Raw genomic sequence first — 12659 nt, 5'->3', positions numbered from 1 at the left:
CCGCGCCTGCACGCGCGCCAGCCACGCGGTCGTTTTCGGCGCGGCGGCGAAGGCTTCGGGGCGCAGCAGTTCCATGCCCGCGAGCCAGGAGAACGTGACGATGTCCGCGATCGAATAGACGCCCATCAGCCAGTCGCGCCCGTCGGCAAGCTGGCCTTCGCACCGGTCGACCGCCTGCGCCACCTTGGTCTCGCTGTCGGCCACCTGCGCCGCGTCGATCGTGCCATCGTGCAGCGCCTGCCAGCGCTGGCGCAGATCGTCGGACGGGATGCTGGCCGTGATTCCCGCGAAATCCGCCGCGCCAATGGCGGCGATTTCCGCCTGCGAGGAGGCAAGGTTGCCGAGCAGCGCCGCCGCCGGCGAAAGCCGTTCGGTGATCTGGCGGCACCACATCATCATTTCCCAGTGCGCGTGCGAATCCGCCGGCTGAAGCCCTGCGCCGCCCGCCAGTTCGTCGATGTATTGCGCCAGGAACACCGACTCGGTCATCGCCTCGCCATCGATCACCAGCACCGGGCCTTCGCCCTCGATCCCCATGTCGAGCGCGACGCGTTCGGTCAGGCTGGGGATGCGGTGCCGTTCGCCGGCCAGCAGGTTGATCGGGCGGCAGGTAATGCCCAGCGCCGCTTCGTCGCCCGTTTCTGCCAGCGCCGCCAGCACCGTCAGCGAAGCGCCGTTCGGCTCGCCGTGATAGAGAACCGCGCCCATCAGTCGATGCCTTCCATGATCAGGCTGTAGCGGTGGGCGAGATCGGTGCGCCCCATCGCCCAGGTCTTCTGCACCGCCTCGCGCTGGTACACCCGCTTGAGCCAGCGCATGATGTTGGGCGTGCGGTCCTTGCCGGCGAGGTCCGGCTGCGACAGCGGCAGCGAATAGGTGCTGTTGAAGATGTTGATGTCGGCCAGGCTGTACTGGTCGCTGCCCACGTAGTCGCGCTTGCCCAGCTCCTGTTCGAGCAGATCGATCCCCAACGCCACGCGGCGGCGGCTTTCCGCCATTTCCGCTTCGCCGAACTGGCCGCTGATCGCCTTGCGCCAGGCCACGCGGCGTTCGGGCAGAGGAATGCGCTCTATCGCCGCGTCCAGTTCAGCGGGATCGCGCTGGCGCACCATCGGGCCGACGAACACGCTCCAGCCGATCATCGAGAAGCTGGGGCCAAGCCACTGGTCCATGAACTTCATCCACCAGCGGATGCGCCAGCGGTCGCGCGGATCGGCGGGCATCAGGGCCGGCCCGGCGAATTCCTCGTTCACGTATTCCATGATCGCGGTGCTTTCGGTCAGCACGCGCGTGCCCCACGCCCCGCTGTGCGTCATCGCCGGGATCGTGCCCTGCGGGTTGATCGCGAGGTAGCCGGGCTTGTGCTGGTCGAACTGGAGCATGTCGATGTAATGGCTGTCGAACGACACGCCCTTTTCCATCAGCGCCAGCATCGGCTTGCCCGAATTGGCGTTGGGTTCCCAGTGGTAGAGCGCGATCCCGCTCATGCCGTGCCGCCTGCCCGAGGGAGCGGCTCCACGCCGCCTTGCTGCACCATCGACTCTCTCCCGATCGGGCCATCCCGATTTTGTTAGTGTTACATACTAATTTGGACCGAGAGTCGGTCAAGAGCCATCGCGTGAAAATTTGCGGCACTTTGGGGCAGCCGCGCGCGCCGCGCCGCTCCCCTTGCGGCATGGTTTCATGGAGTGAAACCAAAAGGCGCTATTGCGGCGGACACGGAAAACCCCGCGCCGGGGCGGCGCGGGGTTCCGGGGATCAGCAGGGAATGGTCAGGCGGCGTCGACCATCACGATCTCGCTGTCCTCGATCGCGGTGATGCGCACCACGTCAAGATCGCTGATCGCCGCGCCGTCGCGGGCGTTGACGCGCACGTCGCCCACCTGCACCGCGCCGCTGGCGGGCACGAGGTAGGCCTTGCGATCGCGGCCCAGCGGGTATTCCGCCGTTTCGCCCGCCTTCAGCGTCGCGCCCACCACCCGCGCATCGGTGCGGATCGGCAGCGCATCGTTGTCGTTGTCATAGCCCGAGGCGAGCGTGACGAAGTGGCCGGAACGGTCGTCCTTGGGGAACGGGCGCGAACCCCAGCTCGGCGCGCCGCCATCGCGCGTCGGGATGATCCAGATCTGGAATATCCGGGTGGTCACGTCCTCCAGGTTGTATTCGGCGTGGCGGATGCCGGTGCCGGCGCTCATCACCTGCACGTCGCCCGCTTCGGTCCGGCCCTTGTTGCCAAGGTCGTCCTGGTGCGTGATCGCCCCTTCGCGGACATAGGTGATGATTTCCATGTCGCGGTGGGGGTGCGGCGGAAAGCCGCTCTTGGGCGCGATCGTATCGTCGTTCCACACGCGCAGGTTTCCCCAGTGGACACGCGCGGGATCGTGATAGCTCGCGAACGAGAAGTGGTGCTTGGCATCGAGCCAGCCGTGGTTGGCGCCGCCAAGGCTGTCGAATGGGCGCAGTTCGATCATGGTATGTCTCCGCTGGCGCGCCTCGAAGCAGCGCGCCGTTGGGCTCCATTTAGGCGTTGCCATCCTTTCCGTTCAGCCAGATAAAATGCGGCAATTCATTCGAGGAATCGGAAAAGTGAGCAATCCCGGTACCCCCACTTTCGATCAGCTGCGCATCTTCCTCGCCATCGTCGATACCGGCAGCTTCGCCGCCGCCGGGCGCAAGCTGAACCGCGCGGTTTCGGTCATCAGCTATGGCATCGCCAATCTCGAAGCGCAGCTGGGCCTCGAATTGTTCGACCGCGAAGGCACGCGCAAGCCGCAGCTAACCGTGGCCGGCCGCGCCCTGCTGGCCGAAGTGCGCACGATCTCGCAGGGGATCGACGGGCTGCGCGCCAAGGTGAAAGGCCTGCTCGACGGGCTGGAGGCCGAAGTGGACCTCGCCATCGACGTGATGCTGCCGCCCGACCGGTTGGGCCGCGTGCTGCGCGCGTTCAAGCAGGAGTTCCCCACCGTCCAGCTCAAGCTGCACATGGAAGCGCTGGGCGCCATCGCCGCCATGGTGCTGGACCGCAAGGCCATCGTCGGCATTTCCGGCCCGCTTTCCGCCGGCGTGGAAGGGCTGGAATCGCGCATGGCAGGGTCGGTGGCGATGGTGCCCGTCGCCGCGCCCGATCACCCGCTGGGCCGCGCCAAGGAAATCTTGCCCGGCATGGGCCGCGAATATACCCAGCTCGTGCTGACCGACCGTTCGCGCTTCACCGAAGGCCGCGATTATTCGGTCACGAGCCCGCAGACCTGGCGCCTCGCCGACCTTTCGGCCAAGCACGCCCTGCTGCGCGAAGGGATCGGCTGGGGCAACATGCCGCTACCGATGATCGACGGAGACCTTGTGGCGGGAACGCTGGTGCGCCTGCACATGCCCGATCACGTCGGCGGCACCTATCGCTTCAACGGCGTGTGGCGGCGCGATACCCCGCCCGGCCCGGCCGCCTCGTGGCTGCTGGACCAGTTCGTGGAACTGGGCGCGCAGGACCGCGAGCTCGAAGGGCTGGGCGACATCTAGCACCGGGCAACCTCGCCAGCACGACATCGCCCTCCCCCATCGTCATTGCGAGCGTAGCGAAGCAATCCAGGGCACCACGTGAGGCTCTGGATTGCTTCGCTACGCTCGCAATGACGAAACAAATGCCATCATGCCCGGCGCGAAAACGCCCGCCGGACCTTGCGGGCCGGCGGGCGCTTCGGAGGGCGGGGCGTTCAGCGCCCTGCCGGTTGCATCACGGTGGGCGGCTCCAGCGCCGTCCTGGCCGCCGGCAGCGCCTGTTCACCGAGCAGGATTCCCGCCAGCCCGACCAGCGCGATCACCGGCGGGGCGGGGGATTTGACCCCCAGCAGGCCATAGACCATGCCGGCCAGCGTTCCGGCGCCGAGCGAAAGGAGCATGGCCTGCATGGCGGTCTCTCCTCCTCAGGCCTTGATGAAGGCCAGCAGGTCGGCGTTGAACCGGTCCTGGTGCGTCGCGGTCAACCCGTGCGGCGCGCCTTCATAGACCTTCAGTTCCGCGCCCGGGACCATCTTGACCGCCAGTTCGGCGGCGTTGCCGATCGGCACGATCTGGTCGTCGTTGCCGTGGATGAACAGCGTGGGCACGTCGATCGCCTTCAGGTCCGGGGCGTAATCGACTTCCGAGAATTCGTGGACGCACAGGTACTGGCCCACGATCGAACCCTGCATGCCCTGCCGCCAGAACGACTGGCGCAGCCCGTCGCTGACTTGCGCGCCTTCGCGGTTGAAGCCGAAGAAGGGCGTCGAAAGATCGAGATAGAACTGCGAACGGTTGTCGGCCACGCCCTTGCGGATGCCGTCGAACACGGAGAGCGGCAGGCCGCCGGGATAGATGTCGCTGACGGCCATGCGCGGCGGGACCGCGCCCACCAGCACCATCTTCGCCACCCGCGCCGTGCCATGCCGGCCGACATAGTGGGCGATCTCGCCACCGCCGGTCGAATGGCCAACCAGCACCACGTTGCGCAGGTCCAGCGCCGCGATCACCGCCGCCAGATCGTCGGCATAGGTGTCCATGTCGTTGCCGGTGTCGGGCTGGTCGGAACGGCCGTGGCCGCGCCGGTCATGGGCGATCACGCGATAGCCCTGCTGGAGCAGGAACAGCATCTGGCCGTCCCAGGCGTCGGCCGAAAGCGGCCAGCCGTGCGAAAAGACCACGGGCTGGGCGTCCTTGCTGCCCCAGTCCTTGTAGAAAATGCGGGTACCGTCTGCGGTGGTAACAAAGCTCATGGGAATTCTCCTTGGGATCACAGGAGGTTGGCAGGAACGGCCGGGCGGGAGGGATCAGGGAGAAACGCCCGGCCGCAGGGGAAACAAGGGGTTCAGTGCGCGCCTTCCGAGGCGTTGAACATCGCGCGGGCATAGGTGATGCCCAGACCGTAGCCGCCGCCCCACTTGCGGGCGATGCCGGTGGTCAGGTCATAGGTTTCCGCCCGCGCCCAGTCGCGCTGGAGTTCGAGCAGGTATTGCAGCGAGGTGATCGGCTTCGCGCCGGCCTGGACCATCCGCTCCACCGCACGCTCGTGCGCTTCGTCGGAAATATCGCCGCTGGCGTCGGTGATGACATAGGTCTCGAAGCCCTGTTCCAGCGCCGACAGCACCGGGCCGACGATGCAGACCGAGGTCCACAGGCCGGCGAAGACCAGCCGTTCCTTGCCGATGCGGTTGACCTCGTCGATCACCGCGGCGTCCTCCCAGGTGTTCATCGACGTGCGGTCGAGCAGGGGCTGGCCGGGGAAGGCATCGGTGATTTCGCTGAACATCGGGCCGGAAAAGCTCTTTTCGGCCACGGTGGTCAGGATCGTGGGCACCTTGAAGCCGGCGGCGGCATTGGCCACCAGCGCGGCGTTGTTGCGCAGCAGTTCGGGCGCGATCGACTTGGTGGCGAAGGCCATCTGCGACTGAAAGTCGATCAGGACAAGCGCGTGGTTGGCCGGATCGAGCAGGGCCTTGGCGGGGGTGGGCGTTGCGGTGACGGTCATGGCGGTATCCTTCTGGGAAAGCTCTGGAAAGTGCGTTCGTTCGCCCCGGGTCGCTGGGGTGAGTGAAGGAATACGGCGACTCGGCCTTTCAATGCAGAGGCATAATCTGGATTTGAACGTTCTATATTTTGGAAAAGTTCACACTTACTGCGCGGCGACCTTTTCCGCTTCGGCGCGGGTCATCACTTGCGCCAGCACATAGCGGATCGCTTCCGGGCGCACGCCGGGCGCCAGGCTTTTCGGCGGCGGCACGGTCAGCTTGCGGGCCATGAACGCGCAGGCATCGCGATCGACCGCGGCGCTGCCGCTCGATTGCAGGATGTCGCAGGCATGGATGTGGCCGGTCTCGTCGAACGCCACCTGCGCGCGCACGGACTGGCGATAGTCCTCGGGCAGCTTCGCCGCCTGCAGGGTCAGGCGGATGTTCGAGGAAGCCATGTGCTCGCCCATGCCCCACGATGTCGAAAGCGCGAACCGCCCGGCCACCGGCTGCCCGGCGGCATCCTTCGCCGCCTCGAACCGCGCGCGGTTCTGCAACAGCGCGCACGTCGCTGTGTCGAGCGCCACGAAGCCGCTGCTTTCGGTCACCGCGCACGCCGTCGCGCGCCCCTGCGGCGAAACCTCCAGCGCCACCGAGACCACGCCGAATTCCTCGCGTTTCAGCGAATCCTTGGGGTAATCGTCACGCCCGATCATCCCGGCGGGATTGCGCAGCCGGGGCGGTTGATCGGCCTTCGCGGGCGCGGGGCCACCCAGGGCCAGCGCCGCGAGAAACAGCAGATAAGCCATCCTCTCCATCCGCCCATGCTACGCCTGCGCGCGGCATAATCAACGGCATGGACACCCTGTCACAAAAACTTCTTATTTCTGGCAGGTGCGGCAGAAGAACGTGGAGCGGCCGCCCTGCACCACGCGCTCCACGGTGCCGCCGCAGGGGCATGGCTCGCCCTCGCGGCCATAGACGCGCCAGTCCTTGGCGAAATAGCCCAGTTCGCCGTCTGGCCGGGCATAGTCGCGCAAGGTCGATCCCCCCGCCGCGATCGATTCCTCCAGCACCGCGCGGATCATCGGCACCAGCCGCTCCAGCGCCTTGCGGGTGACCTTGCCGCCCGCGCGCTCCGGGTGGATGCCGGCGCGGTTCAGCGCCTCGCAGACGTAGATGTTGCCAAGGCCCGCCACGATGCGCTGGTCCAGCAGCAGCAGCTTGACCGCCGCGATGCGATCGCGAAAGGCAGCGGCGAGGTGCGCGGCCGTCAGGCCCGCGCCCAGCGGCTCCGGCCCCAGCGCGGCGAAGGCCGGCCAGGTTTCCAGCAACGGGGTATCGACGAGATCGACCGAGCCGAACCGCCGCGCGTCGTTCAGCGCCAGCACGTGCCCGTTGCCGGTTTCCAGCACCAGATGATCGTGTTTGCCGATGTCCGCCGGATCGATGCGCCAGCGGCCGGACATGCCCAGGTGGAACACCATCGTCCGGTCGCGGTCGGTGTGGACCAGCCCGTACTTAGCGCGCCGCCCCATCCCGGTCACGCGCGCGCCGGTCAGCGCCTGCGCCAGATCGGCGGGGAACGGGCGGCGCAGATCGGGCCGGTTGACGCGCACGCGCGCGATGGCCTGCCCTTCCAGCACGGTGGCCAGCCCGCGAACGGTGGTTTCGACTTCGGGTAGTTCGGGCATGATGTTTCTTTTTTGCGTTGATGCGCGCGGTGCCGGCCCACTCCCCTAACAGGCTTTGCCGTCCGGACAATTCCCCACTAAAGGCGCTTGGCATGAACACTGGCACATCGGGCACCGAAACGGACACCGCCGGAACGGGCAACACGCAGGGCGAAACCGCGTCCTTCGGCTACGAGGACGTTCCCGCCGAGGAGAAGATCGCCCGCGTCGGCGCGGTCTTTTCCAGCGTCGCGCGCAAATACGACGTGATGAATGATGCCATGTCGGTGGGGATGCACCGGCTGTGGAAGGACCGGTTCGTCAAGCGGGTGAAGCCGCGCGAGGGCGAATCGATTCTCGACATGGCCGGCGGCACCGGCGACATCGCCTTCCGCATGGCGGCATCGGGCGCGGCGATCACCGTATCCGACATCAACCAGGACATGCTCGACGTGGGCATCGAGCGGGCGATGAAGCGCGGCATCGACGGCCTCGTCTGGTCGCGCCAGAACGCCGAGGAACTGAGCTTCGGCGATCGCTTCTTCGATGCCTACACGATCGCCTTCGGCATCCGTAACGTTACGCATATCGACAAGGCGTTGGCCGAGGCTTTCCGCGTGCTCAAGTTCGGCGGGCGGTTCTTCTGCCTGGAATTCTCGACCACCGAATGGCCGGGCTTCTCCGAGGTCTATGACGCCTATTCGCACAAGCTGGTGCCGAAGATCGGGCAGGCCATCGCCGGCGATGCCGACAGCTATCGCTACCTGATCGAATCGATCCGCCGCTTTCCGCCGATGCCGCAATTCGAGGGGATGATCCGCGCGGCGGGCTTCCGGCACACCAAGGTCGAACCGATCCTGGGCGGCCTTGTCGCCATCCATTCGGGCTGGAAGGTCTGAGGGGACGCCGGCCTTGACCCTGCCCGCCACCCATATCCGCCGCCTGCTGGGCTGGGGCCGCGTGCTGGCGCGCCACGGCGCGCTGCGCCTGCTCGAACAGAGCCCCAACACGCCCGCGCCGGTGCGCCGCCTGTGCCGCATCGCCCGGTTCGGCACGCGCCAGCCGGCGGAGCCCGACTACGCCGGCGCCTTCCGCGCGATCGGCCCGGCGGCGATCAAGCTGGGGCAGACGCTGGCCACCCGGCCCGATCTGGTGGGCGAGGAAGCCGCGCGCAACCTGCTGAGCCTGCAGGACCGTCTGCCCCCGGTGGCGTTCAAGCACATCCGGCACGAGATCGAGACCACGTTCGAGCGCCCGCTGGAAGCGATGTTCGCCGAATTCGATCCCGAACCGGTCGGCGCCGCCTCGGTCGCGCAGGTCCACCGCGCCACCACCACCGAAGGGCGCAAGGTCGCGGTCAAGGTGCTGCGCCCCGGCGTGCGCGAGAAGTTCACGCGCGATATCGACACTTACGAATGGGCGGCCGCGCACCTCGAAGCACTGGGTGGCGAGGCGAGCCGCCTGCGCCCGCGCCTTGTCATCGCCAATTTCAAGCGCTGGACCGTGCGCGAGCTGGACCTGCGGCGCGAGGCCGCCTCCGCCTCCGAACTCGCCGAACAGATGCACGCCTTCCCCGGCTATCGCATCCCCGCGATCGACTGGGACCGCACCAACGGCCGGGTGATGACGCTCGACTGGATCGACGGCATCAAGATCAGCGACAACGCCGCGCTCGACGCCGCCGGCCACGATCGCAAGGAACTGGCCAGCCGGCTGGTGCTCGCCTTCCTGAACCAGGCGATCAGCGGCGGCTTCTTCCATGCCGACATGCACCAGGGCAACCTGTTCGTCGAAGCCGACGGCACCATCGCCGCGATCGATTTCGGCATCATGGGCCGCATCGACCGGCGCGCCCGCGCGTGGCTCGCCGAGATCCTCTATGGCCTCACCACCGGCAACTACCGCCGCGTGGCCGAGATCCATTTCGAGGCGCAATACGTGCCGAGCTACCATTCGGTCGACGAATTCGCGACCGCGCTGCGCGCCGTGGGCGAACCGATGCGCGGCAAGCCGGTCAGCGAGCTTTCGGTGGGCCAGATGCTCGACGGGCTGTTCGCGATCACCCGCGATTTCGACATGCAGACCCAGCCGCACCTGCTGCTGCTGCAGAAATCGATGGTCATGGTCGAAGGGATCGCGACCCAGCTCGATCCCGACATCAACATGTGGGATACCGCCGCGCCGTTCGTGCGCAGCTGGATCCGCGACGAGCTTGGCCCCGAATCCGCGATTGCCGATCGCATCCGCGAGGATGCCGAAACGCTGCTGCGCCTGCCCGCGCTGGTCCGCCGGATCGAGGACCGCTTCCCCGCCAAGGGCGGCGCGCCCGAACCGCCGCCACTGCCCGCCGTGGAACTGATGTGGGAGCGCAAGCGGGGCACCTCGTCCGGCGGCTGGGCGGGCTATGCGCTGGCCTTCGCGGCGGGCGCGGGCCTCACGCTCGCCGGCAGCCTGCTGGGCTGGTGGGGATGAACGCCGCGCCTCCTTCGGCGAAAGGCCGCCTGCGGCTTTCCAAGAGGCACTTCAACGCGCTCGATTTCTCGCGCCTGCTCGCGGCGGTGGCCGTGCTGTTCTGGCATTACCAGCACTTCTTCGTGCCGCCGGTCGAATACGGCTTCCACGTCCGGCGCTCGGCGGTGGTGCCGCTCTACCACGCGCTCGCCTGGCTCTACGACTACGGCCACACCGCCGTGCAGTATTTCTGGGCGGTCTCGGGCTTCGTCTTCGCGCACGTCTATCTGGCCGACACGCAGGGGCGCGGGCGCTTCTGGCTGGCGCGCGTGGCCCGGCTGTGGCCGCTGCACGTGCTGACGCTCATGCTCGTGGCGGTGCTGCAGGCGGCCTATGCGGGCCTCAACGGCACCGATTTCATCTACCACCAGAACAACCTCAAGCACTTCCTGCTCAGCCTGCCGCTGATGCAGTACTGGGGATGGCAGGATAACCAGTCGTTCAACGGCCCGTCGTGGTCGCTCTCCACCGAAATGCTCGCCTATGCGGTGTTCTGGCTGACGCTGCCCGCTTTGCGCCGCGCGCCGCTGGCGCTGGGGCTGCCGATCGCGGTGGGCTTCGTCTGGGCGGTGTTCGCCAAGCTGCCCGACCGGGACGTGATGGCCTGCATTGGCTATTTCTTCGGCGGGGTGGCTGTCTATGGCATGGCGCTGCGCGGCTGGTTGCGCCCGGCCACGCTGCTGCCGCTGGGCGCGCTGCTGGTGGCGGGGGCGTTCTGGGCCTGGAACGGCTGGCAATCGCGCGACATGGTGATCCTTGCCGGCACTTTCGCCGCGCTCTGCCTCACGCTCGCGCTCGATCTGGCCGACCGCAACGATCGCTTCGCCATCGGCCGGCAGCTGGGCGATGCCTCCTATGGCATCTACCTGTGGCATTTCCCCTTGCAGCTCATGCTGGTGTTGCTGATCGACGAGACGGTGGGCACGCGCCGCATCGCCAGCCAGCCCGCCTTCCTCGTCTTTTTCCTGGGCCTCTCCATCCTGGCCGGCTTCGCCTCGCACCGCTGGTTCGAACGGCCGGCGCAGCGCTGGGTGTTCCGCATGGCCAAGCGGCTGCGCGACCACCACCCGGCGCACGCCTGAGCCACGCCTGGATAGCCCTAAAATGCCCCTGGGCGGCTTCTAAGCGGCGATGTCGCTGATCCGGTGGTGCGGCAGCAGTCGCCACGCCGCAAGCGCCAGAGCGACGTGGAAGGCCTCCACGCCCATCGGCAGGGGCCATTGCGGATAGGCGCCGACCATCGCCACGTTCACCGCGCGGCCCACGAACGAGACGCCGAACAGCAGCGCCGGCACCAGCAGCAGGTCCGCGTTGCGGCGCCAGGCGCCCCACATCATGCAGAACGCGCCGACACCGAAGAACGAGGTGAAGTCCGCGCGGATCGTCGAAAGCCCCGCCGCCGCGCCCTGCGGCCCACCGGCCATGCCGATCGCCGCCACGCCCAGCCCCGCGCCGGCACTGCCGGGATCGAGCAGGAACGAAACCGCCATGAACAGGTCGAACAGGCCCGTCAGGAAAATCAGCGCGGTCACCACAAGACGCATATCGGTCCCTCCGTTTCGGGCCGGTGTGCCGCAAGTTCGCCTTTCGCGCAAAAGGATTGCGCGCGGGCGAACCGCATTGCACAAGCGCGGGCGATGAACGGACCGCGCATTCTCCTGATCGTCGGTGGCGGGATCGCCGCCTACAAGGCCGCCGAACTGGTGCGGCTGATCCGCAAGGAGGGCGGCTCGGTCACCTGCGTCCTGACCGAAGGCGGATCGCACTTCGTCACGCCGCTCACGCTCGCCGCGCTCAGCGAGAACCCCGTGCACACCACGCTGTGGGATCTCAAGAACGAGGTCGAGATGGGGCACATCCAGCTGTCACGGCAGGCCGATCTCGTCGTCGTCTGCCCGGCGACGGCCGATCTGCTCGCCCGCATGGCGGCGGGCGTGGCCGACGACCTCGCCACCACGCTGCTGCTCGCCACCGACAAGCCGGTGCTGGCCGTGCCGGCGATGAACGTGCGCATGTGGGGCCATCCCGCCACGCGGCGCAACGTGGCCACGCTGCGCGCCGATGGCGTGACCGTGCTGGAGCCGGACGAAGGCCCGATGGCCTGTGGCGAATACGGCCCCGGCCGCCTGCCCGAACCGCCCGCGATCTGGCAGGCGATCGCCGGCATGTGCGGGCCGAACGCGCGTCCGCTCGCCGGCAAGCACATCGTCGTCACCGCCGGCCCCACCCACGAACCGATCGATCCGGTGCGCTACATCGCCAACCGCTCCTCCGGCAAGCAGGGCTTTGCGATCGCCGCCGCGGCGCAGGCCGCCGGCGCCGACGTCACGCTGGTTTCCGGTCCGGTGGAATTGCGCGATCCTCCCGGCGTCACCGTGATCCGCGTCGAGTCGGCGCGCGACATGCTGCACAAGGTCGAAGCCGCGCTGCCGGCGGATATTGCGATCTTCGCCGCCGCGGTGGCCGACTGGCGCGTCGCCAACGAAGGCGAGCAGAAGCTGAAGAAGACCTCCGCCGGCATGCCGCCACTGCAACTGGTTGAGAATCCCGACATTCTCGTGACGATTTCCAAATTGAAAGACAAGCGGCCGCCGCTGGTGATCGGCTTTGCCGCCGAGACCGAGCACTTGATCGACAACGCCAAGGCCAAGATCGCGCGCAAGGGCTGCGACTGGATCGTCGCCAACGACGTGTCGCCGGCGACCGGCGTGATGGGCGGCGACCGCAACANNCGAACTGGTGGCGAAGATCGCAAAGACAGTGGGAAAAGCCTCGTGAGCGCAACGGTCAAGGTCGACATCCGCCAACTCCCCCACGGCGAAGGTCTGGCGTTACCGGCCTATCAGAGCGCCGATGCCGCCGGGCTCGATCTGCTGGCGGCAGTTCCCGCCGAAACGCCGCTGATCCTGCCGCCGGGAAAATACGCGATGGTGCCAACCGGGCTTTCGATCGCGCTGCCGCGCGGGTTCGAGGCGCAGGTGCGGCCGCGCTCCGG

12 protein-coding genes and 3 pseudogenes are annotated in these 12659 nt (G+C 67.6%); 6 read left to right on the top strand and 9 right to left on the bottom strand.

The features are described 5' to 3' along the window. The 3 genes from B3547_RS04030 to B3547_RS04020 form a co-directional block, all read right to left on the bottom strand. A partial coding sequence (locus B3547_RS04030; protein WP_292960442.1) for a glutathione S-transferase family protein occupies positions 1–708 on the bottom strand: 708 nt, incomplete at its 3' end. Continuing rightward, complete coding sequence (locus B3547_RS04025; RefSeq protein WP_292960440.1) at positions 708–1487, bottom strand: glutathione S-transferase family protein; 780 nt, start codon at positions 1485–1487, stop codon at positions 708–710. The genes B3547_RS04025 and B3547_RS04030, both read right to left, overlap by 1 nt. A 285-nt stretch (positions 1488–1772) precedes the next feature. Next, positions 1773–2471, bottom strand: coding sequence for a pirin family protein (locus tag B3547_RS04020; protein ID WP_124810213.1), 699 nt, complete (start codon positions 2469–2471; stop codon positions 1773–1775). A 115-nt stretch (positions 2472–2586) separates the two neighbouring features. Between B3547_RS04020 and B3547_RS04015 the strand changes: the two genes are divergently transcribed. Further along, entirely contained in the window at positions 2587–3516 is a 930-nt protein-coding gene (locus B3547_RS04015) for a LysR family transcriptional regulator (protein WP_124810214.1), read from the top strand. A gap of 227 nt (positions 3517–3743) precedes the next feature. Here the strand turns inward: B3547_RS04015 and B3547_RS04010 are convergent. The 5 genes and pseudogenes from B3547_RS04010 to mutM form a co-directional block, all read right to left on the bottom strand. Beyond that, positions 3744–3905: pseudogene (locus B3547_RS04010) on the bottom strand (DUF1427 family protein); the annotation flags it as partial. 15 nt (positions 3906–3920) lie between these two features. Further along, positions 3921–4748, bottom strand: a complete 828-nt coding sequence (locus B3547_RS04005; protein ID WP_125954490.1) for an alpha/beta fold hydrolase — start codon at positions 4746–4748, stop codon at positions 3921–3923. Positions 4749–4840: 92 nt separating this feature from the next. Then, complete coding sequence (locus tag B3547_RS04000; RefSeq protein WP_125954489.1) at positions 4841–5500, bottom strand: hydrolase; 660 nt, start codon at positions 5498–5500, stop codon at positions 4841–4843. Positions 5501–5644: 144 nt separating this feature from the next. Continuing rightward, positions 5645–6289 (bottom strand): TonB family protein, encoded by a 645-nt coding sequence (locus B3547_RS03995; protein ID WP_292960431.1) that lies wholly within the window; start codon positions 6287–6289, stop codon positions 5645–5647. A 72-nt stretch (positions 6290–6361) separates the two neighbouring features. After that, positions 6362–7174, bottom strand: coding sequence for a bifunctional DNA-formamidopyrimidine glycosylase/DNA-(apurinic or apyrimidinic site) lyase (gene mutM / locus B3547_RS03990; RefSeq protein WP_292960429.1), 813 nt, complete (start codon positions 7172–7174; stop codon positions 6362–6364). A 92-nt stretch (positions 7175–7266) separates the two neighbouring features. On the opposite strand from mutM, the gene B3547_RS03985 reads away from it, so the two are divergent. Genes B3547_RS03985 through B3547_RS03975 form a run of 3 tightly spaced genes read left to right on the top strand, consistent with a single transcriptional unit; the run spans position 7267 to position 10746 of the window. Then, positions 7267–8052, top strand: coding sequence for a class I SAM-dependent methyltransferase (locus tag B3547_RS03985; RefSeq protein WP_292960427.1), 786 nt, complete (start codon positions 7267–7269; stop codon positions 8050–8052). A gap of 13 nt (positions 8053–8065) precedes the next feature. Continuing rightward, on the top strand, positions 8066–9625 hold the full coding sequence (ubiB, locus tag B3547_RS03980; RefSeq protein ID WP_292960424.1) for a 2-polyprenylphenol 6-hydroxylase: 1560 nt from the start codon (positions 8066–8068) through the stop codon (positions 9623–9625). Beyond that, the gene (locus B3547_RS03975; protein ID WP_292960421.1) at positions 9622–10746 is read left to right on the top strand and encodes an acyltransferase family protein; all 1125 of its coding nucleotides are present in this window, start codon (positions 9622–9624) and stop codon (positions 10744–10746) included. The genes ubiB and B3547_RS03975 overlap by 4 nt, the downstream gene beginning before the upstream one ends. Before the next feature lie 39 nt (positions 10747–10785). Here the strand turns inward: B3547_RS03975 and B3547_RS03970 are convergent, their stop codons facing one another. Then, the gene (locus B3547_RS03970) at positions 10786–11208 is read right to left on the bottom strand and encodes a hypothetical protein (RefSeq protein ID WP_292960418.1); all 423 of its coding nucleotides are present in this window, start codon (positions 11206–11208) and stop codon (positions 10786–10788) included. Between the two features lie 93 nt (positions 11209–11301). On the opposite strand from B3547_RS03970, the pseudogene coaBC reads away from it, so the two are divergent. Further along, a pseudogene (coaBC, locus tag B3547_RS03965) lies at positions 11302–12393 on the top strand (bifunctional phosphopantothenoylcysteine decarboxylase/phosphopantothenate--cysteine ligase CoaBC); the annotation flags it as partial. Continuing rightward, positions 12376–12659 (top strand): annotated as a pseudogene (locus tag B3547_RS22030) (hypothetical protein); the annotation flags it as partial. The pseudogenes coaBC and B3547_RS22030, both read left to right, overlap by 18 nt.

Origin of the sequence: Novosphingobium sp. UBA1939, assembly GCF_002336885.1 — a bacterium.
Classification (GTDB): Bacteria; Pseudomonadota; Alphaproteobacteria; order Sphingomonadales; family Sphingomonadaceae; genus Novosphingobium.
The sequence above is the reverse complement of the archived record's forward strand: the minus strand, read 5'-3'. Positions and strand labels throughout refer to the sequence as shown.

Coding starts and splice junctions, on each gene's coding strand:
- B3547_RS03985 (WP_292960427.1), top strand. CDS start 7,267: ATGAACACTGGCACATCGGGCACCGAAACGGACACCGCCGGAACGGGC.
- B3547_RS03995 (WP_292960431.1), bottom strand. CDS start 6,289: ATGGCTTATCTGCTGTTTCTCGCGGCGCTGGCCCTGGGTGGCCCCGCG.
- mutM (WP_292960429.1), bottom strand. CDS start 7,174: ATGCCCGAACTACCCGAAGTCGAAACCACCGTTCGCGGGCTGGCCACC.
- B3547_RS04000 (WP_125954489.1), bottom strand. CDS start 5,500: ATGACCGTCACCGCAACGCCCACCCCCGCCAAGGCCCTGCTCGATCCG.
- B3547_RS04020 (WP_124810213.1), bottom strand. CDS start 2,471: ATGATCGAACTGCGCCCATTCGACAGCCTTGGCGGCGCCAACCACGGC.
- B3547_RS03975 (WP_292960421.1), top strand. CDS start 9,622: ATGAACGCCGCGCCTCCTTCGGCGAAAGGCCGCCTGCGGCTTTCCAAG.
- B3547_RS03970 (WP_292960418.1), bottom strand. CDS start 11,208: ATGCGTCTTGTGGTGACCGCGCTGATTTTCCTGACGGGCCTGTTCGAC.
- B3547_RS04005 (WP_125954490.1), bottom strand. CDS start 4,748: ATGAGCTTTGTTACCACCGCAGACGGTACCCGCATTTTCTACAAGGAC.
- B3547_RS04025 (WP_292960440.1), bottom strand. CDS start 1,487: ATGAGCGGGATCGCGCTCTACCACTGGGAACCCAACGCCAATTCGGGC.